This window comes from Ligilactobacillus acidipiscis, assembly GCF_900116935.1.
Lineage (GTDB): Bacteria > Bacillota > Bacilli > Lactobacillales > Lactobacillaceae > Ligilactobacillus > Ligilactobacillus acidipiscis.
This window is the reverse complement of record NZ_LT630287.1, coordinates 1,346,169-1,367,129: the sequence shown is the minus strand read 5'-3', so window position 1 is coordinate 1,367,129 and position 20,961 is coordinate 1,346,169. Positions and strand designations below refer to the sequence as shown.

Below are 20,961 nucleotides of genomic sequence, written 5' to 3'. Positions count from 1 at the left end.
ATATTCTTAAGAGAAAATAGTCTCCTAATATTTGTCAGTAATGGCAATTGGGAGTCTTTTTTTTGCATAGCATAATAATAAGTTACTTTAACTATGGCTTCAAAATCAAAATCAGAAACAAGTGAAAGGTAATCATTATAAATACTTTCAATTACGTATATAAAAACATATAATAAAGATTGAAAACATTATTTTGAGGTGATCAAGTTGAGTCAGGAAAAAAGAATTAAACTTATCAAACAATTATTGGAAGAGCGGCAGGAGCTATCAACTAAAGATATTATGAATGAATTTGGTATTTCACAGGACACAGCACGTAGGGATATTGTCCTTTTGAATAAACGAGGAGAGGTTCGTCGAACTCACGGAGGGATCTTGCCCCTTGATTTTGGCAGAAGTGTCCCTAATTATGAAAGTCGGTTAGCACATTTCACCAAGTCTAAAACCCAAATTGCACTTGAAGCTTTAAATTATTTTAAACCACACCATGTTTACTTTGTTGATTCCTCTACTATTTTATTAAAAACTTGTCAGAACCTAAATATTCCCTTAACAGTGGTCACTCACTCGTTAGACAATTGTATTGCTTTAGCACAAAATAATAAAGTTACTGTTAAAAGTTTGAGTGGGACTTTAGATCATGACAATCGTTTTTTCTATTCTCATTTAGCCATAGAAGAGCTACAAGATATTATGTTCGATACAGCTTTTATAGCTGCTTCTGGGATCGATGAAAATGGTGTTTATCTGTTAGATCAAGATGATGCTGAAATTGTTGGTATGGCGGCTAAGCGTGCGCGTAAGGTTATTTTGGTCGCAGAGCACCAGAAGTTTGTAAATAAATCGTATTACAGAATCTGTTCTTTAGACCAAATCTCATTATTCATTACTGATAAAATTCCAACCAAAGAACAGCGTGAATTATTTTCCCCAGAAACTGAGATCAAGATAGTAAACGGTGATAATAAATAACAATTATTTTGTAAATTTTTATAATTATGATAGCATTACCTGCTTCGTAGTTGGTATAATAATGTCAATTTGATGAAAGGGGCGTGAGAAAATGGTTTTAAAACATAAATTTAATCAAGAAGTAAAACAAGTTGCAATTTCAGATATTCGCCAATTTGACATTGATGTCAGTAATATTCCGGACATCATTAAGTTAACTTTAGGTGAACCGGACTTTAATACGCCTGAACATATTAAACAAGCTGCAGTTGATGCAATAAATGACGATCAGTCTCACTATACGCCTAATCCTGGGATTCCAACTTTGCGTCAAGCAGCGGCAGATTATTACAATTCAAAATATCATTTAAACTATGAACCGGAGCAGGTCATTACAACTATTGGAGCCACCGAGGGGATCGCAGCAGCTTTACAAACCATTTTAAACCCAGATGATGTGGTTCTTGTCCCAACACCTGTTTTCCCGATCTATATTCCAATTACTCAAATCAATCACGGCAAATGCATAACTATAGATACTAATGCTGATGGGTTTCTTTTAACTCCAGAAAGGTTAAAAGAAACTATTAAAAACAATCAAGAACGTAATATTAAAGCGCTAGTCTTGGTTTATCCAAGTAACCCAACTGGAGTAAATTACTCGAGAGAACAATTACGAGAATTGGCTGAAGTGATCAAAGAAAGCGGTATGTGGGTTTTGTGCGATGAGATCTATGCGGAATTGACTTATGGAAAAACACATACCAGTTTAGCTGAGTTTTTACCTGACCAAGTATTGCTTGTTACAGGTTTATCCAAGTCCCATGCAATGACTGGGTGGAGAGCGGGCTTTCTTATGGGTCCAAATGATTTCATCGAACAAGCGATCAAGGCGCATCAGTACTTAGTAACAGCACCAACAAACAATGTTCAGTTTGCTGCACTTGAAGCTTTAACTAATGGACAAGAAGACAGTAAACAGATGAAGAATGAATATATCAAAAGACGGGATTTCTTTTGTCAAGAACTTGAACAATGCGGTTTTGAGGTTGCGAGTCCGGATGGAGCGTTTTACTTATTCGCTAAGATCCCTACCAAATTTGGAACAGATTCATGGAAATTTGTAAGGGACTTGGCACAAAAAGCACAAGTTGCTTTGATCCCAGGTGCATCATTTGGACCTGGCGGAGAAGGGTATGTGCGTGTCAGTTATGCCGCATCCATGGATAAATTAAAAGCTGCTGCTAGCAGGATCAAGGATTATGTCAAAAATAATTAGTTTAAGGTGCAACGGAGGCAAAATATTTTGAATTCTAATGAAAAAACTAGACCTATTGGAGTTTTTGACTCGGGGGTCGGTGGTATCAGCGTTTTAAAAGAATTATACAAATTAATGCCAAACGAAACATATTTGTTTTATGGTGATTCGAAAAATGCTCCGTACGGAGTTAAAGATAAAGAAGAAGTTTTTAGGCTGAGCCATGATATTGTTGAAAAGTTTATTCAGCTTAATGTAAAGGCGATAGTAATTGCTTGTAATACTGCAACTAGTGCGGCCATTGATCGTTTAAGAAAAGAATTTTCAGAAGTTATTTTTGTTGGGCTGGAACCGTCTGTTAAACCAGCTATTCAGCATAAAAGTAATTCTGAGGTTGTAGTTATGGCAACCAAATTAACTTTACGAGAAAAAAAGTTTGCTGAGCTGATCTCGCAGTATGAAGACCAGGCAAATATCATTCGGTTACCTGCGTCTGATTTAGTAGAGTTCATCGAACATGGTGATACAAATAGTTCCGCATTATATAAATATTTAAATGGACTATTGGAACCTTATAAGGGAAATGTTGATTCAATTGTTTTAGGCTGCACTCATTTTCCGTTTGCACGGGCTGCTATCCAAAAAATTGTTGGTCCTAACGTTTTCATCACAGATGGTGCTTTTGGAGCGGCAGCTCACTTAAAAAGCCAATTAGATAAATACGCGCTGCGAAATGATTGCTCAAAAAAAGGAAAGGTCCAATTCTTTAATAGCAATCCAGATCCGCGCGAAATTCAGTTAAGTAAAAAACTCTTTCTTGCTCAATGATACTTATTTAGTGATCGGTAGGGATAAATGTTATGTTACAACTTAGATTGGCAACGTTAAATGATTTACCAGCGGTTATGGAAATTTTTGATCAAGCACGTTTATTTTTAAAACAAAATAGTATACCGCAATGGCAAGATGGTACACCGAACAAGAACACTTTTTTTGAAGATATCAAACAAGAAGACCTGTTTTTATTTGTAAACGAAACAGAAATTTTAGGGATCGCAGCTCTAAAGTTAGGACCGGATCCTTTTTACGATGTGATAAAGCAAGGAGAATGGCTTTCTGATGCTCAATATTATACTATCCATCGTTTTGCGATGAGTTCTAAATATCGTGGAGAGCATTTAAGTGAACCTTTTTTTAAAGAATTGTTTGAAATAATAGTAAAAAGGGGAATCTACCATGTACGTATCGACACTCATCCACAAAATGCCGGTATGCAACATGTGATCAGCAAGCTGGGATTTCAATACTGCGGAATTGTTGAAGTTAAGCAAGAACAAAGTGACCCAATAAGAAAAGCTTATGAATTAAAGATTAAACAGGAGTAGATAATTGACTGATAAAAAATATCAAACATTTATTTTTGATTTAGACGATACGTTGCTCGACTTTAAATCAGCTGAACAACAAGCATTACAATTGTTATTTTCTGATTTAAAGTTGAAATTAGATGAACCAGCTAAGCAAGCATTTAGCAATTTTAATCAAAGTTTATGGAAGAAATTGGAAAAAAAAGCAAATTACTCGTGAGCAGCTTTTTGAAGAAAGATTTCATACTTTTTTCAAAAACTACTATCAGTTGGAAATCAATGGTAACAGTTGTTCTGACCAATATTTGTCATATTTAGCTTATGGTCATGAAGAAGTGGATGGGGCCATAGAACTTTTGACGGACCTATTTTCAGCCAAAAAGTAGTTATATTTAGCAACTAACGGTGTGTTTAAGGTACAAATTCAACGCCTTAAAGAGGCTAAAATGGCTGAATTTTTCGAACAGGTTTTTGTTTCCGAGAAAATAGGCAGTGAAAAACCAGATCCTGAATTTTTTAAGTATTTTTTTAGTCATTCTAACGCTGACCCTGCTCAGACGCTGATCGTCGGTGATTCCCTAAGTTCAGATATCTTGGGAGGTATCAATGCAGGAATCGATACCATGTGGTTTAATCCAGAAAGGACTACCAACTTCTCACAGATAAGCCCAAGTTATCAAATTGATTCTTTAAGTGAAGTAAAGAAGTTTGCTTAGAAGTTCAAGTTGTACAAATTACCTAAATCTTGTATGTACTATTATGTAGTTAAAGTTTTATTGACCTTGATTCAGCAAAAAAAGAATGAAAAATATGTTGTGGTGATCATATGAAAACTTGGAACTTTTGGCTGAAGAGTTTATAATTAAATTGAAGTTAAATCATTAGGTCAAGCTTAACTCTGTGCAAACTTGAATATAGTTAACAGGGAGGTGCAACTATGATCGAGAGTATTCGCTTAAAAAGAAAAGAGGAATCACCGGTTTCTATCGGAGATGTAGTTCAGTATCATGGTGGAACATTTGTAATAATCAATATCTTAGGGATCGATGTCAAATCGTTTCGTGAGAATGATAATAACATTTTTTATTATTGCCTCGGACAACTTTACGGTTCTCCAGATCTGGCTGCAAATTATTTGACCACCGAAAATGAATTAAATTTCTCACCTGATCAATATTACAATATTCCTCAGGTAGGGGATATTTTCTTTGATAATACAATTGGTATCTGGATCAGGATCCTTGAAATCCGCAAGGTCAACTTTAACGATGAAGGTATGCAAGTTCAGTTCAAGTTTTCACCTGTTAAAGAGTGGTCAAGCGAAAAAATTGAAAAAGCATTTACCGCATCAAGAGCACGACATATGAAATTAGTCAAAAATGATTCTGTTGGTTTATAAAAAAAGTCTTCATCTATTCGGCACATACTGCCATTGATAGATGAAGACTTTTTGTAAGTTACACTCTGTTATTTATTTCAATTTTTCTATTTCTTCTTTTTCAGGAGTGACATATATAGTTTTTTGACCTTCATAAATGACAAAGCCAGGTTTTGCTCCGTTAGGTTTACGGATATTCTTTACTGGAACATAGTCAACCGCTACGTTAGCCGAGGATCTGCCTTTAGAAAAGTAGGCTGCAATTTGTGCTGCTTGAGTAAGTGTTTCATCGCTTGGTGAACTACTATGCACAATAACGTGTGAACCAGGAATATTCTTAACGTGAAGCCAAAAATCGCTTTTTTTTGCGATTTTCATGGTCAAATGATCATTTTGTTTGTTGTTTTTACCAACAGAAATTCTAGTTCCATCATTACTGGTAAATTCAGCTGGCTTGCTCAAACTTTTGCGTCTCTTGTTTTTTGCCGCCGGGCTATTTTTTTGCGATTTCAAATAACCTTGTTCCTGTAACTCGACTTTGATCTCTGGAAGGTCGCTTGGATCTGCCAGTTCAATAGTGCTAGCCAGTGATTCAAGATAATTGATTTCTGACTTTGTGTGCCGAATCTGTTCACCTAAATATTTCACAGCATTTTTGAGCTTCTGATAACGTTTAAAATACTTCTGTGCATTTTGTGAAGGGCTTAGTTGATTTGACAAATTGATTTTTTCAGGTTGCTCATTATTATAGTAGTTAGGCAACGTGACGGAGGTCATTCCTCTCTTGACCTTATATAAATAAGTGGTCAGCAGTTCACCTTTGATACGGTAAAAATCAGCATTTTCTGTTGCTTTAAGCTCTTTTTCTTGCTTTTTTAACTTTCTTTCATTTTTACGCAGATTATTTTTGACAACTTTGATCAGATCAGCACCTTGTTGCTTGACTCGGTCGTGTTGGGCTTTTTCTTGGTAAAATTTATCCAATAACTCACTTAAAGTTTCCCAGGTTGATTGAACTTCCATTTGACCAGAGAAAAAGCTGAAATCAATTTTATCATTATGTGTGATAATAACTGGAGTAGGATTTTCAGTTTTTTCGAGGAAAGATTTGTATGCCTCGTTGACAGTTTTATACTCGGCTGAATGTAATGTATCGGCTAAGAGTAAGCCTGACAATTTTGAGAACCCTTGATAAGCTTTCATTAACTCGGAAGCTAGAACATCTCTATTGGGGAATTGCTTATTTAACTCTGAAAAGAAGTCCTGTTCAGAAAAAGGATCTGTTTTTTCTTGCTTTGGTGGAGTTCGATAAGTCGAACCAGGCAGTAGAGTTCTATAACGATCTTGTTGTACCGGGACATGCTTGATCGCGTCTAAAACTTTATTTTCTTGAGAATCAATCAAAATCACATTACTGTGTCTTCCCATGATTTCGATACTTAACAGTAGAGTGATTTGATCTCCAAGTTCGTTTCTACGGGTAAAACTTAAATAGATAACACGATCAGTTTGTAATTGCCAAATATCCTGAATTTTTGCGCCATCAAGATATTTGCGCAACATCATGGTAAAATTCGTAGGAGTTTGGGGGTTCTCATAAGGTATCTTTGTGATCTGTATCCGTGCATAATTAGGGTTTGCTGATAACAACAAAGGATAATTATGGCGGTTAGCCCTAATTGTTAAAATCACTTCATTGGAATAGGGCTGCGATATTTTTGCCACACGACCGCCAACTAGTGTATTTTTTAATTCATTAACCATCGCATGTGCGAATAAACCATCGAAAGCCATTATTGAACACTCCTTTTTATTGTTTACAGTAGTTACATTTTAACCTTTATTTATCTTTTGAGCAAAAGCTATTTGTAGTTTTTCTTTCTGTAATATGTTAAATCCTATACTATACGAAACTTAAACTTGTTTGTTTTTGAGTTAAGTTGTAATATACAATTATAGTTCATTTTATGGAGGTGAAACATTGAAAGCAAGTTTAGACGTCTTGTTAGATGTTCAAAAAAATTATAAGCAGTTATTAAAAAAGATGACTCGCATACATACTTTGACAATTGCAGAATGGCAACTACTTCAAAATGTGTTGGACGGTAATGATACTCAAACAGAACTTGTCAAAAAGACTAAATTAGATGTTTCGACCCTTAGTCGTCAGTTGAGCAAATTGGTTGAAAAGAATTTATTATCTATTAAAAAAATGGGTAAAAAGCCAATGGCTAGAAAAAAATATCTTTATCAAATAACTGATCAAGGTAGAACTGCTCTAAATGAGATGAATGCTGATTTTGAAAAAATGAGTAGTGAATTATTTTCTCAGTGGACAAACGAGGAACAAAATTTACTAAAAATCTTGTTAAATCGTCTCAATACAAGTTTTGAAAGGATCGAAAGCTAGCTAAGGTACCATGAGTATGTTACGATTAAAATCGCAATTATTTTTTAATTAATTTAAGTAAACAATGATCAAAGTAGGTGTAATTTTATGAAAATAGCTGTTGTTACTGATAGTACGGCTTATCTTTCACCAAAACAAATAGAAAAATATAATATTCATGTGATCCCGATACCAGTTATAATTGACGGAAAAACATATCAGGAAGATGTCGACATCACAACCGATCAATTTTTTGAAAAGTTGAGGTCTTCAGAGTCTTTTCCAAGTACATCACAACCTCCGATCGGTGAGTTGGTAGAGATGTACGAAAATCTTGGGGAACAGGGTTATGATACTGTGATCAGTATCCATTTAGCGGCAACAATTTCTGGTCTATATAATACTTTGAAGACAGTTGTTGCTCCACAAGTCAAAAATGTCAATGTTATTCCATTTGATTCGCAGATCACGGTTATGCTAATGGGAAATATGGTGGTCGAGGCTGCTCGAATGGCACAACGTGGCGAAACAAGTCAGCGGATCATTGATCGTTTAGAGCACTTAAGAAAAACAGTCGATGAATATTTTGTCGTCGATGATTTACAAAATTTGGTTCGTGGCGGGCGTTTATCTAATGCATCTGCTTTTATTGGCAGCGTCTTAAAAATCAAGCCGATTCTAACTTTTGATGAGCAGTCAGATAAAATTTTAGCCTTTGATAAAGTTCGTTCTTCTAAACGAGCATTGAAGCGTGTCGAAAGTTTATTTGATGAGAAACTAAAAAATATCGACTATCCTGTAAGAATGATCATTATTCACGCCAACGATAAAGAAGCAGCTTTAAACTGGAAACAAAAACTAGCAAAACAATACCCTGATTATCCAATTGATATTAGTTATTTTGGACCGGTCATTGGGACTCATTTGGGGGAAAAGGCACTCGCTTTAGCATGGATGGAAGATATAGATCAGTAAAAGAGGTAATCTAGAATTTATGATAGATTTAGGACTGAAAGCCAGCACATCAGCTAGTCAAATTAAGGACCGCTTACAGTACCATCCGGATGTTTTTGAGTTTTTTACTGATGAAAATGATTTTACGGCAGAAGGATTGAAACGCTTGGCATATGATATTGAATGGGTCAAAAGTGAAGCAACGGATAAGATCGTGCTTCATCACCCAATGAAATATCGTGGAACTGCAACTGAAATTATCGCGCCAGAACGTAGGTGCCCGAGTTTGTATGCTTTTGTTGAACAATCAGCTTTAGATTTATTACAATTAGCGGATGATCACGAAGTCCAAGTCTTGATTCATGGCGCTTATGCCCGGCAAACACAGCATTTCATTGAGATGTATGCTTCTTTTGCGGAAGCTGAAGCGGCGGCTTTTGCCCGTCTAGACCATTTTCAAGAGCTGGGCGGTCGCCATGTTATGTTTGAAAACTCTATCTCACAACTTTTCGCTTATGGCTTACCAGCAGATGAAGAAAAAATTAAAGAGCATCATTATCGCTTGGCCTTTGATACGTCACACTGTTTCATTAAAGTAAAGGGTAATAATAATGCTTTGATGACTTCTCTCAATAATTTAAAAGATCAGATCGTTCATTATCATTTGGTAGATTCTTTAGGTCAAAAGCATGATAGTTTGCCTGTTGGACAAGGAAATATTAATTGGCAAGAAGTTGTTCCGTTACTGAATCCACAGGCCACTAATATTTTTGAAATACAATTAGCAAATGAAGATGATGCTGCTGAACAGGTAGCAAGTTACCAGTATCTAAAGGAATTGGAATTTTAGTTAAATTTAAATTAAGAACAATTTATCTGCTTTCACTTAACTCTTTTACTTGTCTATAATACTGTTATTGACAGTATTTGAGAAGAGGGGAGCACTATGATCAATCGAGTTCTCAATGTTTGTACTGGAATCATCGGGGTCTTATACATCTTAGTAGATATTGTTTTTCACTTAACTGTTTGGGGCTTAATAAAGTTTAAGAGGATCTCGTACCCGCTAGCTTTCAGACTCGCCGATAACAAGAGCTTATTTTTCAGTATTATCTTGATTTTGACATTTATCATGTCCTTATTAAGTTTAATTGCATTGATCAGTAATCTTATTTTATTTGTTCGGGCAGATTTCATCTTGAGAGTTGTTCTTACTACGAGTGGTTTCTTTTTGCCTTTTGTTCATGGGGAAGCTACCTTGAGCCTGTGCTTCGAGGTTTTCTTTATTAGCTTGTTTTTGATTTATTTATATAAAATAAGTCATCGTAAACAAGATATTTCTGATTCTGAGTTTGAGAATTACAAACAAATGTAAAAGGAGAAATATGAATACAATAAAATCAATTATGAGTTGGTTGGTGCCCATTTTGATCGGTCTATTGGCTGCAGCATTGATCAAGACTTTTTTATTTACTCCGGTAAAAGTTGACGGTTCATCAATGTATCCGAACTTGCAGTCAACTGAACACGTGATGTTGCTTAAACAAGCAGACATCAAGCGTGATTCAGTAGTCGTCTTTAATGCATATGGTGTAGATCACCAGAATCCGGAAATGACCAAGAAAATGATGTATGTCAAAAGGGTCATCGGTCTGCCTGGCGATAAGATCGAATATAAAGACAATGGTGATTTATATGTTAACGGCAAATTTCAATCACAGAGTTATATCACCAAGGCACAGCAAAAACAAGGAACATTGCAGTTAGCAGACAGTTTAAACCCAGCAGCGGATGTGCACTTGGGAACAGGTCAGACATTTACAGTACCACAGGGAAAATATTTTATGCTGGGTGACAATCGACATGAATCTAATGATAGCCGTTATTATGGTTTTGTTCCTAAAGATAAGATACTAGGAGTTGTTAAAGTTACTGTTTGGAATAACAAACGTAACGTAATAAATTCTTTTGCAACAAATTAAAATATCAAGGTTCACTGAAGGTCTGGTAAAAAATTACCAGACTTTTTTTATAAAGAACAAAATTAACAGCGTTGTGCAATAAATAAACTTTGGGGCAAGCTGGGGCGGTTTTTCTTTTTGACCCTACTTTTGATAATGTATATTATGTAAACTAGAATAAAGAGAAAAAAATGACTGACCCCCCTCAGATTTACTGATTTCAAATAACCAACAATGTCTCCAAAACGCTAATTTAAACAACAAAAATAGTAAAATTACTAAATAAAGTCTGTAAAAACTACAGCTTTTTAATTTTCTTGAAAAATTAGTAAACAAGTTATTAATGCTGGTAATTAAATTTATATCATTAATTTGTTATAGCTGATTTTTAGTCAAAAAAATAAGGACAGCTTTTGCAATATCTTAACTGTAAAAGCTGTCTAAATGCTAATTATTGATCGCAACGCAGATGTTTATTTTTGCTGCTTAAACATAGCTGGGTTGAATGCCCAAATCAATTAAATCTTCTTTGGATACTGAATAACGGATAGCTGATTCATCACCATTTTCAACTTTTTGAACCCATTTAGGTTCCCACAAAGATTCGTGGCCTAATGCGACCATATCGAACGATTTACAGGCTTTTTCGGCTTCCTGGGGAGTTTTTTTTACGCTACCAACAACTATTAACGGGAATGCACCAGCTACACGATCTCTGTTGACTTCATTCACGATCTGACTGGAATTTTGATCACGAAGCGATGTCCGCCAAACGTCGCCTTGTGAAACATGCAGATAATCGATTTTAGTTTCTTTTAACCTATCTATAAACTCAAGTGTATCTTCTAAAGTTATTCCTGGTTTTTCAATTTCTTCTGGTGAAATCCGATAGCCGAGCAAAAATGGCTTCTCAGCATATTGCTTGATTACCTGTGTAGCTTCTTCGATGACGGCAAGTGGAAAACGCATTCTCTTTTCTAATGAACCGCCCCACTTATCTGTCCGTCTATTGGAGTGTGGTGAAAATTGGAGTGTGGTGAAAAGAATTGCTGCAGCAAATAAGTATTTGCGCCATGCAACTCAACTCCGTCAAAGCTGGCTTCAATTGCCCTTTTTGTAGCTGCACCAAAATCTTTGATCGTTTGTATGATTTCATCTTCTGAAAGTGCACGCGGTTTTTGTGAATCTGCTCGCAGTGCGGGAATGTCACTGGCACTAACCGGTTGCTTTCCTCTTAAAATCGCACTGCTTGACATCCTTCCAGCGCAAAATATTTGTACGATCGCTTTTGTACCGTTTCGTTGTATGCTGCGAGCTAATTTATTTAAACCAGGTAAAAATCTATTGTCGGCAATGCTTAGTTCACCCTCAAAGCCCTTACCAAGCGAATTCACATTGGCAACAGCAGTAATGAACATCCCCGCCCCGCCGGTATGCTGTGCGTAATATGCTGTTTCATCACTAGTAACAGTACCGTCTTCAAATGACATGCGTTCAGTCATCGGCGGGATCACGATCCGGTTTTTTAACTTGATGTCTTTATTTCTAAAAGTATATGGTTGTAAAAATGTATATTCGGCCATCTGATAACCTCCCTGTCTCATATGATACATAGTACAGTTATCGTTTTAGTTAAAGCAAAAGGCCTTTAAACCTGTGACCTATCTTGTGCTAGCATATAATCGATCGCAACCACTAATCCGACAACTAAGATCTCGTTATTCAACGAATCTTCACTGTCTTGTTGCTCTAAAATGGTTATCTCGTATGCATCACCCCAAGATAATATTTTTTTATGGATAGTTGCAATTTCTTCATTCTTGTTTAAAATAGAAAAATTCATTTCGAAAAGATCGCCTTTAACAGTAATGTTTTGCGGGCTAAATGTATAATGTGGTCTTAGTAAGGAAAGTTCTTTTTTTATTTCAACTGTTGGGTTGTTGCATGATTCAATGATAAATTTAGGTAAAAAGGCAAGAACTTTTTTAGTGATCTGTGCTACTATATTATGCTGTGCGTCTTGAATTTCAAAAGTTTTAGGAGCATTAAATAGACTACCTTTAATGTAATAATGGATTTGGTTGTCAGTGTCTCGCACGGTGAATTTCTCAGCAGCGCTAAAAACTTTTTGTTTAACATATAGTTGTTTCATTTTGATTTCTCCTAAAAATAATAGTTGATTAACTACCTTTAAGTTTAGCACGCAACTCTTTTCAAAAATACCATTATTTAGTTTGCTATACACAAAAAGCTGGGAATATAACATTCCCAGCTTAATTCTTATTTAAATTTCTGTTGAGTCTGAATTATCTTCAACTTTATTTTGTACCCAGACTGGAGTTCCCTGGGTTTCAACATCTAAAACAAATGAACCATTTGAATAACGATCATTGCTTGGATGCTCGAATGGATCAACGGTAATAACTTGATCCTTGTTAGTTGTAATATACAATTTACTATTAGGTTGTAATAACGTCGTCAGCTGAACACGATGAGGATTTTTCTTGAGTTCACGTAAAATTTGAACACCACGTCGTGCCCTTGTTGTTTGGGGAACTTCAGCAACTTTCATTCGTTTGAATGAACCACGTTGTGTGATAAGAGCTAAATCGTCTGTTTCATGAACAAGTGTCACACTAGTCAGGCGATCTTCTCTGAGATCCATAGCTTTAACACCTGCTGCCTTTGTTCCGCTTGTTGGAACTTCATCTAGTGTATAACGAAGTCCATAGCCGCCATAGGAAGCGCAAAGAACTTGCAATGCAGGGTCATCATTTTTTTGATAGGAGATCAAAATTATCTCATCGGACGCAGTCTTTAATTTCATAAACTTGCTGGCACGTGATTTGTAGGATCTTCCGGGTTTTAAATCAGCGAGTTCAGTTTGCTTAATAAAGCCCTCTTTAGTTGCAAAAACAAACTTGCCGCCCTGTTTTAAATCTTTAAAACAATATGCAGAAATGACATACTCATCATTTGCCAGACCGACAGTTTGCGAAAGATGCTCTCCTGTATCTTTCCAGCGAGCTTCTGTTACATCATGAATAGGCCGATAGATGACGTTTCCTTTATTGGTAAACATGAACAGATGATCTAACGTATTGACGGTCGCTGAAAAAATCACTCGGTCTTCATCTTTTAGCCCGTTTTCAGAAGGACCAGAAGCCTTAAACGACCGAAGGGACGAACGCTTGACATAACCATCACGTGAAACTAAGGCTTTCACATCTTCTGCTGCTACCATAACTTCAGTTTCAATGGTCAATGATTCTATCTCTACTTGGATCTCGGTTAACCTTGGAGTTGAATATTTTTTATCAACAGCTTTTAATTCTTTTTTGATCACCTTATCCAATTCTTGTGGATCAGCCAAAATTTTCTGATATTTTGCAATTTGCTTTTCTAATTCTTGTGCTTCTTTTTCTAGCGCAGTCACATCGGTATTTGTTAAACGATATAACTGCAAAGAAACAATTGCTTCTGCTTGATTTTCACTAAAGTCATATTTCGTGATCAAATTTTGCTTGGCATCACGTTTATTTTGAGACGAACGGATCGTTTTAATAACGTTGTCTAAAATAGAGAGAGCTTTGATCAGACCAGCAACGATATGTTCGCGCTCTTGGGCTTTATTTAGGTCAAATTGAGTCCGTTTAGTAGTAACGTCACGTTGGTGATCGATGTATGCTGAAAGGATCGCTTTCAAACCAACATGTTCAGGACGCTTTTTATTGATCGCGACCATGTTGAAATTGTAGGAGATCTGTAAATCGGTGTTTTTAAAAAGATAATTTAAAATACCTGTCGCATTTGCACTTTTCTTAAGCTCGATCACGATCCTCAAACCCTCACGATCTGTTTCGTCACGAACTTCGGCGATTCCTTCAACTTTTTTCAAAAGACGTAATTCATCGATCCGTTTGACTAATATCGCCTTATTAACTTCATATGGGATCTCTGTTACGACGATTTGTTGTTTTCCGCCGCGTAATTCTTCAATTTCAGTCCGAGAGCGTAAAATCGTTTTTCCTCGCCCAGTTTTGTAGGCTTGTTTGATCCCGTCTATTCCCTGTAAAATGCCGCCAGTTGGAAAGTCAGGACCTTTTACAAATTTCATTAGATCATCTAACGTAGCATTTGGATGATCTAATAGGTAAATTGTAGCTTCAATTGTTTCTCCCAAATTATGAGTTGGGATCTCAGTTGCATACCCAGCGGAAATACCCGTAGCTCCGTTGACTAATAAATTAGGAAAACGGGCTGGCAAAACAGTTGGTTCATACTCTGTATCATCAAAATTTAAGACCATTTCAACGGTCTTTTTGTCAATGTCTTTTAGCATGTCACCAGCAATTTCAGATAAGCGCGCCTCGGTATAACGCATAGCAGCAGGTGGGTCACCGTCCATTGAACCATTGTTACCATGCATTTGAATCAGTGGTTCACGTAGTTTCCAATCCTGACTGAGGCGGACCATCGCTTCATAGATCGATGAATCACCATGCGGATGAAAATTACCCATCACGTTTCCGACCGACTTAGCTGATTTTCTAAATGCTTTATCAAAGGTATTGCCATCTTGGTCCATTGCAAACAGGATTCGCCGCTGAACAGGTTTTAAACCATCACGGATATCAGGTAAAGCACGTTCTTGGATAATATACTTAGAATAGCGTCCGAATCTTTCCCCCATGACAGCTTCAAGTGATAATTCCTGAATATTGTTATGTTCTGTAGTCGCCACGTACTTTCACCCCTCTACTTGTTATTTTTGGTTTGAGCTAATTTATCATCAAATAGTGTTTCACTTGTTTCTTCATTCGTAAGCTTTTCACCATGAGCACCTTCTACGGCAACCGTATCTAATAAACTGCCGTCTTCTTCCAGTGAAAATTTCACGTTTTTTTCGATCCATTTACGACGCGGCTCAACTTTATCGCCCATTAATGTTGTGACACGTTTCTCAGCCAAGGCGCCATCATCGATCTTCACACGAACCAAAGTCCTTGTTTCTGGATCCATAGTCGTTTCCCATAATTGGTCAGCGTTCATTTCTCCTAAACCTTTGAAACGTTGGAGTGAATATCCTTTGCCCATTTCTTGGCTGACTTTTTTTAGTTCCTCATCAGTCCAAGCATATTCAATGACCTGTTTTTTCTTAACTGTCTTTTGTAATTTATACAAAGGCGGCAAAGCAATATAAACCCGTCCAGCATCGATCATTGGTCGCATATATTTATAAAAGAAAGTTAACAGCAAGATTTGAATATGAGCTCCGTCGGTATCTGCATCAGTCATGATCACGATTTTGTCATAATTAGCATCTTCCAGGTTAAATTCTGCCCCGACTCCAGCACCGATCGTATAGATCATGGTGTTGGTCTCTTCGTTTTTGACAATATCTTGGAGTTTAGCCCGTTCTGTATTAAGTACTTTACCTCTTAAGGGCAAGATCGCTTGAAATTTGCGATCTCTACCCTGCTTCGCTGAACCACCGGCAGAATCACCTTCGACTAAAAATAGTTCATTTTTCTTAGCATTTTTCGATTGAGCTGGTGTTAGTTTACCTGAAAGAAGCTGGTCTTTTTTACGTCGCTTCTTTCCATTACGACTTTCGTCACGGGCTTTACGAGCTGCTTCACGTGCCTCTCTAGCGCGCAACGATTTTCTCACTAGGTCTTGTGCGAATTCTCCGTTTTCCATCAGATAGTAATTGAGTTGTTCAGCCACGATACCATCGACGATGGTTCGCGCTTCTGGAGTACCTAATTTTTCTTTGGTCTGTCCCTCGAATTGAAGCAACTCCTCAGGTACTCTTACCGAGATCACTGCGGACAATCCTTCACGGACATCGCTGCCTTCCATATTTTTATCTTTATCTTTTAGTAATCCAACACTGCGGGCATAGTCATTAAAAGCTTTGGTCCAAGCAGAACGCAGACCGGCTTCATGAGTCCCCCCATCCTTGGTGCGAACGTTATTAACAAACGACAACACGTTTTCGGAGTACCCATCGTTATATTGTGCAGCTACTTCCACTTCCATACCTTGTTTGGAACCATCAAAGTACATAACGTCACCGATAGTTTCTTTATCTTCATTCAAATAAGAAACAAATTCCTTGATTCCTTCTTCATATAAAAAGATATCTTGCTGGTCGTTACGTTCATCGGTCAATGTGATCTGGACACCTTTTAACAAATAGGCTGATTCTCTCAAACGTTCAGCTAAAACGTCATAGTGATAATGCGTTGTGGAAAAAATTGTCTGATCAGGCTTAAAGGTTACTTTGGTTCCGCTCGGTCGCTTAGTTTTGCCGATTTTACGTAAAGTACCGATTGGTTGACCACCATCTTTAAAATCTTCCTCATATTCGATCCCATCGCGGACCGTATTGACAGTTAAACTGGAAGACAAGGCATTGACGACTGATGCACCAACACCATGCAATCCACCTGAAGTTTTATAACCGCCTTGTCCGAACTTACCTCCGGCATGCAAAACGGTAAAAATCACCTCAACAGTTGGGATACCAGTAGAATGCATCCCAACAGGCATGCCTCGGCCATAATCACATACGGTGATCGACTCATCAGCATGAATCGTCACATCAATTTTTTTACCATACCCTGATAGTGCTTCATCCACCGCATTATCTACGATCTCATAAACTAAGTGGTGTAAACCATGGGTATCAGTAGATCCGATATACATCCCAGGCCGCTTTCTAACTGCTTCCAGCCCTTTTAAGACTTGAATCGAATCATCATTATATTTAGGTTTTGTCATTGAACTTTCAAATCCCTTCCGGTTAAACAAGTAAGATCATTACTTACGATGATCTGACAAACTTTTTCTATCATAACCCATATATAGCTATTCTGTAAAGTAACACTCTTGCTATACAGCCCGAAACGGCGGTCTTTAACAGCAAGGAACATTGTCTAAGTATAAAATAAATTAAGCTCATTTGGGTAATTTTTCTTATAAAAACGGGGTATAATTTAAATTGCTCCAAGCACAATAAACTGCTAGAATTAAAAGGCAAGATAAAGGAGGCAAAAAATGTGGATCTAAATATTATTTGGATGCTCCTAATTGGCTATTTACTTGGTTCTATACCATCCGGTGTCTGGATCGGCAAGATTTTCTTTAATAAAGATATTCGTAATTACGGTAGTGGTAATATGGGAACGACTAATACTTTTCGGGTTTTAGGCAAAAAAGCTGGGGTAGTCGTTTTGTTGATCGACATGCTGAAGGGTTCTGCAACTGCTTTGCTCCCTATGCTATTCCAGTCAAATGCGAATGCCTTATTGATCGGGCTAGCAGCAATCTTTGGTCACGCCTTTCCAATTTTTGCTAAATTCAAGGGAGGCAAAACAGTTGCGACTAGTGTCGGTGTTTTGCTGGTCTATAATTGGCAGTTTTTCTTATTGGCTTGGGCGATTTTCTTGATAACCATTTATTTGACAAGTATGGTCAGTGTCGCCAGCATGATCGGCTTTTCATTGATCACGCTTAGCTCTTTGTTTTATCAAGATTGGATCTTAACTACTGTTGCATTTGTTTTGACTATCTTCGTTTTTGTCAGACATTGGGGGAACATTTCCCGGATCCGTCAAGGCAAAGAAAATATGGTTCCTTTTGGTTTAGGTTATCGGGCTCGCCAGAAACGTGAAAAAGATAATAAATAAAAAGATAAGTTGTGTAGTCACTCGAAAACTTGAGTAGGACTCCAACTTATCTTTTTTGTTAAAAGAGCGAAACTGAAAAGCCGGCCTTAAACTCCTGGTGGGATGCCAATTTATTAATGGCAAACTTGTGGGTCAACTCACCATCGGCATCTTGCGGGTCAGCTAAGCCCCACCATGGTTCGATACAAACAAATTGACCATCTTTAGGATAGGCAGACCAGATACCAACATACTTGGCACCCTTAGTATCAACTTGAATACCATGCTTTTGCTTTGTATCTTGTAAAGTAATTTTTGTCGGTTCTTGTTGCAAGTTGTAGATCAATGCATCGTTTTTAAATAATTCACGGCTGACTGCCAACCGGTTTTCGTTAACATCAAATTCATGCATTGGGTCGGTCAAACTATTTGCCAAAGGAATTTTCTTTCTGGTTTTAGCGGGAGCAAATCTTAATTCGTAGTCTGTATATTTTTCGTTTGGCATCAACGGAGCCTTAAAGGCTGGGTGAGCTCCCAGTGCAAAGAAGAGCTCCTGCTCATCAGCTGGGTTATAAACAGAATAATCCAGCGTTAATGTAGTGTCTTTAACCGAGTAAGTCAAATGCAAACGAAAATCAAAAGGATACTTTTCCTTAGTTGCTGCATTTTGTGTCAGCTCGAAAGTAGCATGTTGGTCATCGCACTCCACCACAGCAAAATCTTGGTCGCGGGCAAATCCATGTTGTGTCATATGATATTCTTGACCATTAAAATGATAACTATCATTTTTTAGTTTCCCTTCGATCGGAAATAATACTGGCGAATGACGTCCCCAATATTTTGCATCACCAGACCACATATAATCGATCCCGGTGCCCTTAGCGATCAAACTACTTAATTCAGCGCCATGTTCATTGATCACTGCGCGAATTTTATCATTTTCAATAATTACTGCCATCTTGAAACCCTCCCGAAATTAGTTAATGATCTCTTTATAAAATATAATGTGCTAAGTCTTTGTCTGCGGCGATCTTGCCGATTTTTTGTTCTACGTAAGCTTCAGTGATCGTTATTTCACCCATTTGCATATCTGGTCCCTCATATAACAAATCTTGTAAGAGCCGCTCTAAAATAGTGTGTAAACGACGAGCTCCGATATTATCCGTATCGCGGTTGACTGCAAAGGCAATGTTGGCAATTTTACGGATAGCTTCGATCGTGAAAGTAACAGAAATATTATCAGTATTGATCAATGCAATATATTGCTTAACCAAAGCATTATCTGGCTCGGTCAAAATCTTGACAAAATCTTCTGCACTTAAATCATTCAACTCTACTCGGATCGGGAAGCGGCCTTGGAGTTCTGCAATCAGGTCACTAGGTTTGCTGTCTTGGAATGCACCAGAAGCGATAAACAAAATATGATCAGTATTGATGAAACCATACTTAGTTTTGATTGCCGAGCCTTCAACGATCGGCAAGATGTCACGTTGAACCCCTTCGCGAGAAACCTCCCCAGAGTTTTGCTTGGATTGGGAAGTGATCTTATCAATTTCATCGATAAAAATAATCCCAGTATTTTCTGCGCGTTTGATTGCAGCATCAGCAAGATCAGCAACATTGACCAATTTTTCAGATTCTTCTTGAACTAAAACTTCTCGGGCATCAGTAACACTCATCGTCCGAGTGACTTTCCTTTTTGGTACAAGGGAACTTAAAGCATCATTGAGATCGATCCCCATTTGATTGAGCATGTCAGAAGAATTGTTATTGTTTTGCGAAGGGTCATCGATTTTAATGGTAACTTCCTCATTTTCTAACTGACCACGTTTAAGCTTTTCACTAACACTTAAACGCTCATTTCTGACCTGATCGTTGACCTCGCCTTCTTCATCTTCTTGGCTGGCAAGGCCTTGAGGCATTTTACCGCTTTGCAAGTCACGCATCATTTGCATAAAGTTTTCTTGCTGATTTTGTTGTGTTTGTTTTCGTTGTGCGGGAACTAGAAGCTTGACTAATCTTTTGTCTGCATTAGCAACCGCTTCACTTCTGACTTCTGCATACAATCTATCTTGTTCCATTTTATAAGCAGATTCAACTAGGTCACGGACCATCGATTCAACATCACGACCCACATAACCAACCTCTGTAAATTTGGTTGCTTCAACTTTAACAAAAGGCGCATTGACGATTTTAGCCAGCCGGCGGGCGATTTCTGTTTTTCCGACACCGGTCGGTCCGATCATCAATAGATTTTTAGGCGTCACTTCTTCTTGCATTTCTTCTGGAAGCTGCATTCGGCGATAGCGATTACGTAAAGCAACTGCGATTGCCTTTTTTGCTTCGTCTTGGCCGATCACATAGCGATCAAGTTCTTTAACGATTTGTTTTGGTGTTTTATCCATTGGATCCATAAAATTAAGCGGTGAAGTTCTTGAATTGCAACTTCACCTTCACTCCTTTCAGACTTTCAGGTTAGTTTAGAGTACTTCTGTGATGACGTTGTGGTTTGTGAAAATATCGATATCTCCTGCAATATGGAGAGAACTTTTAGCGATTTCTTCGGCACTCATCTCTGGGGCGTGGTTAGTTAACGCGATTGCAGCGGATAAAGCATAGTTTCCACCCGAACCGATCGCTAAAACATCATTATCAGGTTCGATCACTTCTCCAGAACCAGACACCAACAATAAATTATCTTTGTCCATTACGACTAATAAAGCTTCGAGTTTTTGCAACTGCTGGTCACCGCGCCATTCTTGGGCTAGTTCCACAGCTGCACGTTGCAAATTACCACTATACTGGTTAAGCTTCTTTTCAAAACGGTCTTGTAGATTAAAGGCATCAGAAACCGTGCCGGCAAAACCGACTGCTACTTTATTATCATAGATCTTTCTGATCTTATGTGCAGTTCCTTTCATAATGACTTTTTCTCCCATGGTGACTTGCCCATCACCAGCCATTGCTGTATGTCCATTATGCCGAACGGCGCAGATTGTTGTCATGAAATAATTTCCTCCTGTAAAA

The 20,961-nt window shown here is 37.5% G+C and carries 20 protein-coding genes and 1 pseudogene; 13 read left to right on the top strand and 8 right to left on the bottom strand.

Features of this window, described 5'->3' with window-relative positions; genetic code table 11:
• The first annotated feature begins 207 nt into the window (after nucleotides 1-207).
• The 7 genes from BQ5903_RS06285 (at nucleotide 208) to BQ5903_RS06260 (ending at nucleotide 4,975) form a co-directional block, all read left to right on the top strand.
• Nucleotides 208-972 carry a DeoR/GlpR family DNA-binding transcription regulator gene (locus tag BQ5903_RS06285; RefSeq protein WP_079579169.1) on the top strand — a complete coding sequence of 255 codons (765 nt, stop codon included), beginning with the start codon at nucleotides 208-210 and terminating at the stop codon, nucleotides 970-972.
• A gap of 91 nt (nucleotides 973-1,063) precedes the next feature.
• Complete coding sequence (locus tag BQ5903_RS06280; RefSeq protein WP_079579167.1) at nucleotides 1,064-2,230, top strand: pyridoxal phosphate-dependent aminotransferase; 1,167 nt, start codon at nucleotides 1,064-1,066, stop codon at nucleotides 2,228-2,230.
• A 27-nt stretch (nucleotides 2,231-2,257) separates the two neighbouring features.
• Nucleotides 2,258-3,037 carry a glutamate racemase gene (gene murI, locus BQ5903_RS06275; RefSeq protein WP_010494191.1) on the top strand — a complete coding sequence of 260 codons (780 nt, stop codon included), beginning with the start codon at nucleotides 2,258-2,260 and terminating at the stop codon, nucleotides 3,035-3,037.
• A gap of 32 nt (nucleotides 3,038-3,069) precedes the next feature.
• The gene (locus BQ5903_RS06270; RefSeq protein WP_010494189.1) at nucleotides 3,070-3,594 is read left to right on the top strand and encodes a GNAT family N-acetyltransferase; all 525 of its coding nucleotides are present in this window, start codon (nucleotides 3,070-3,072) and stop codon (nucleotides 3,592-3,594) included.
• Between the two features lie 4 nt (nucleotides 3,595-3,598).
• Nucleotides 3,599-3,796 carry a YjjG family noncanonical pyrimidine nucleotidase gene (locus BQ5903_RS12235; RefSeq protein ID WP_231920820.1) on the top strand — a complete coding sequence of 66 codons (198 nt, stop codon included), beginning with the start codon at nucleotides 3,599-3,601 and terminating at the stop codon, nucleotides 3,794-3,796.
• Nucleotides 3,797-3,983: 187 nt separating this feature from the next.
• Nucleotides 3,984-4,292, top strand: coding sequence for an HAD-IA family hydrolase (locus BQ5903_RS12230; protein ID WP_231920819.1), 309 nt, complete (start codon nucleotides 3,984-3,986; stop codon nucleotides 4,290-4,292).
• A 221-nt stretch (nucleotides 4,293-4,513) separates the two neighbouring features.
• Nucleotides 4,514-4,975 carry a hypothetical protein gene (locus BQ5903_RS06260; protein WP_079579165.1) on the top strand — a complete coding sequence of 154 codons (462 nt, stop codon included), beginning with the start codon at nucleotides 4,514-4,516 and terminating at the stop codon, nucleotides 4,973-4,975.
• A gap of 72 nt (nucleotides 4,976-5,047) precedes the next feature.
• Here BQ5903_RS06260 and BQ5903_RS06255 read toward each other — a convergent pair whose 3' ends face one another.
• Nucleotides 5,048-6,748: an Rqc2 family fibronectin-binding protein gene (locus BQ5903_RS06255; RefSeq protein WP_056988057.1), complete on the bottom strand. Its 1,701-nt coding sequence runs from the start codon at nucleotides 6,746-6,748 to the stop codon at nucleotides 5,048-5,050.
• Between the two features lie 187 nt (nucleotides 6,749-6,935).
• Here BQ5903_RS06255 and BQ5903_RS06250 point away from each other — a divergent pair, with 187 nt between their 5' ends.
• The 5 genes from BQ5903_RS06250 to lepB all read left to right on the top strand — a co-directional run bounded on the left by BQ5903_RS06250 (nucleotide 6,936) and on the right by lepB (nucleotide 10,279).
• Nucleotides 6,936-7,364, top strand: a complete 429-nt coding sequence (locus tag BQ5903_RS06250) for a MarR family winged helix-turn-helix transcriptional regulator (protein WP_010494184.1) — start codon at nucleotides 6,936-6,938, stop codon at nucleotides 7,362-7,364.
• An 87-nt stretch (nucleotides 7,365-7,451) separates the two neighbouring features.
• The gene (locus BQ5903_RS06245) at nucleotides 7,452-8,318 is read left to right on the top strand and encodes a DegV family protein (protein WP_079579163.1); all 867 of its coding nucleotides are present in this window, start codon (nucleotides 7,452-7,454) and stop codon (nucleotides 8,316-8,318) included.
• A 19-nt stretch (nucleotides 8,319-8,337) separates the two neighbouring features.
• Entirely contained in the window at nucleotides 8,338-9,147 is an 810-nt protein-coding gene (locus BQ5903_RS06240) for a TIM barrel protein (RefSeq protein WP_079579161.1), read from the top strand.
• Nucleotides 9,148-9,243: 96 nt separating this feature from the next.
• Nucleotides 9,244-9,672 carry a hypothetical protein gene (locus tag BQ5903_RS06235; protein WP_010494181.1) on the top strand — a complete coding sequence of 143 codons (429 nt, stop codon included), beginning with the start codon at nucleotides 9,244-9,246 and terminating at the stop codon, nucleotides 9,670-9,672.
• 10 nt (nucleotides 9,673-9,682) lie between these two features.
• The gene (lepB, locus tag BQ5903_RS06230) at nucleotides 9,683-10,279 is read left to right on the top strand and encodes a signal peptidase I (protein ID WP_010494179.1); all 597 of its coding nucleotides are present in this window, start codon (nucleotides 9,683-9,685) and stop codon (nucleotides 10,277-10,279) included.
• Nucleotides 10,280-10,747: 468 nt separating this feature from the next.
• On the opposite strand, the pseudogene BQ5903_RS06225 reads toward lepB, so the two are convergent.
• The 4 genes and pseudogenes from BQ5903_RS06225 to parE all read right to left on the bottom strand — a co-directional run.
• A pseudogene (locus tag BQ5903_RS06225) lies at nucleotides 10,748-11,841 on the bottom strand (NADH-dependent flavin oxidoreductase); the annotation flags it as partial.
• A gap of 65 nt (nucleotides 11,842-11,906) precedes the next feature.
• Nucleotides 11,907-12,410 (bottom strand): LURP-one-related/scramblase family protein, encoded by a 504-nt coding sequence (locus tag BQ5903_RS06220; RefSeq protein ID WP_172823833.1) that lies wholly within the window; start codon nucleotides 12,408-12,410, stop codon nucleotides 11,907-11,909.
• A gap of 132 nt (nucleotides 12,411-12,542) precedes the next feature.
• Complete coding sequence (parC, locus tag BQ5903_RS06215) at nucleotides 12,543-14,951, bottom strand: DNA topoisomerase IV subunit A (protein WP_231920939.1); 2,409 nt, start codon at nucleotides 14,949-14,951, stop codon at nucleotides 12,543-12,545.
• A 65-nt stretch (nucleotides 14,952-15,016) separates the two neighbouring features.
• A complete protein-coding gene (gene parE / locus BQ5903_RS06210; protein ID WP_056988056.1) occupies nucleotides 15,017-17,047 on the bottom strand; it encodes a DNA topoisomerase IV subunit B in 2,031 nt (676 codons plus the stop codon).
• A 278-nt stretch (nucleotides 17,048-17,325) separates the two neighbouring features.
• On the opposite strand from parE, the gene plsY reads away from it, so the two are divergent.
• Complete coding sequence (gene plsY / locus BQ5903_RS06205; RefSeq protein ID WP_010494164.1) at nucleotides 17,326-17,955, top strand: glycerol-3-phosphate 1-O-acyltransferase PlsY; 630 nt, start codon at nucleotides 17,326-17,328, stop codon at nucleotides 17,953-17,955.
• A gap of 58 nt (nucleotides 17,956-18,013) precedes the next feature.
• On the opposite strand, the gene BQ5903_RS06200 is transcribed toward plsY, so the two are convergent.
• From BQ5903_RS06200 to hslV, 3 genes are all read right to left on the bottom strand, one after another.
• A complete protein-coding gene (locus BQ5903_RS06200; RefSeq protein ID WP_079579155.1) occupies nucleotides 18,014-18,892 on the bottom strand; it encodes an aldose 1-epimerase family protein in 879 nt (292 codons plus the stop codon).
• Nucleotides 18,893-18,926: 34 nt separating this feature from the next.
• The gene (gene hslU / locus BQ5903_RS06195; protein ID WP_079579153.1) at nucleotides 18,927-20,348 is read right to left on the bottom strand and encodes an ATP-dependent protease ATPase subunit HslU; all 1,422 of its coding nucleotides are present in this window, start codon (nucleotides 20,346-20,348) and stop codon (nucleotides 18,927-18,929) included.
• 66 nt (nucleotides 20,349-20,414) lie between these two features.
• Entirely contained in the window at nucleotides 20,415-20,939 is a 525-nt protein-coding gene (hslV, locus tag BQ5903_RS06190) for an HslVU peptidase proteolytic subunit (protein WP_010494159.1), read from the bottom strand.
• Nucleotides 20,940-20,961: the final 22 nt, after the last annotated feature.

What these genes read in the sequence shown, in the direction of transcription:
- BQ5903_RS06280 (WP_079579167.1), top strand. Translation starts at nt 1,064, where the DNA reads ATGGTTTTAAAACATAAATTTAATCAAGAAGTAAAACAAGTTGCAATT.
- BQ5903_RS06270 (WP_010494189.1), top strand. Translation starts at nt 3,070, where the DNA reads ATGTTACAACTTAGATTGGCAACGTTAAATGATTTACCAGCGGTTATG.
- BQ5903_RS06260 (WP_079579165.1), top strand. Translation starts at nt 4,514, where the DNA reads ATGATCGAGAGTATTCGCTTAAAAAGAAAAGAGGAATCACCGGTTTCT.
- BQ5903_RS06255 (WP_056988057.1), bottom strand. Translation starts at nt 6,748, where the DNA reads ATGGCTTTCGATGGTTTATTCGCACATGCGATGGTTAATGAATTAAAA.
- BQ5903_RS06245 (WP_079579163.1), top strand. Translation starts at nt 7,452, where the DNA reads ATGAAAATAGCTGTTGTTACTGATAGTACGGCTTATCTTTCACCAAAA.
- BQ5903_RS06240 (WP_079579161.1), top strand. Translation starts at nt 8,338, where the DNA reads ATGATAGATTTAGGACTGAAAGCCAGCACATCAGCTAGTCAAATTAAG.
- BQ5903_RS06235 (WP_010494181.1), top strand. Translation starts at nt 9,244, where the DNA reads ATGATCAATCGAGTTCTCAATGTTTGTACTGGAATCATCGGGGTCTTA.
- lepB (WP_010494179.1), top strand. Translation starts at nt 9,683, where the DNA reads ATGAATACAATAAAATCAATTATGAGTTGGTTGGTGCCCATTTTGATC.
- BQ5903_RS06220 (WP_172823833.1), bottom strand. Translation starts at nt 12,410, where the DNA reads ATGAAACAACTATATGTTAAACAAAAAGTTTTTAGCGCTGCTGAGAAA.
- parC (WP_231920939.1), bottom strand. Translation starts at nt 14,951, where the DNA reads ATGGGGGAAAGATTCGGACGCTATTCTAAGTATATTATCCAAGAACGT.
- parE (WP_056988056.1), bottom strand. Translation starts at nt 17,047, where the DNA reads ATGACAAAACCTAAATATAATGATGATTCGATTCAAGTCTTAAAAGGG.
- BQ5903_RS06200 (WP_079579155.1), bottom strand. Translation starts at nt 18,892, where the DNA reads ATGGCAGTAATTATTGAAAATGATAAAATTCGCGCAGTGATCAATGAA.
- hslU (WP_079579153.1), bottom strand. Translation starts at nt 20,348, where the DNA reads ATGGATCCAATGGATAAAACACCAAAACAAATCGTTAAAGAACTTGAT.
- hslV (WP_010494159.1), bottom strand. Translation starts at nt 20,939, where the DNA reads ATGACAACAATCTGCGCCGTTCGGCATAATGGACATACAGCAATGGCT.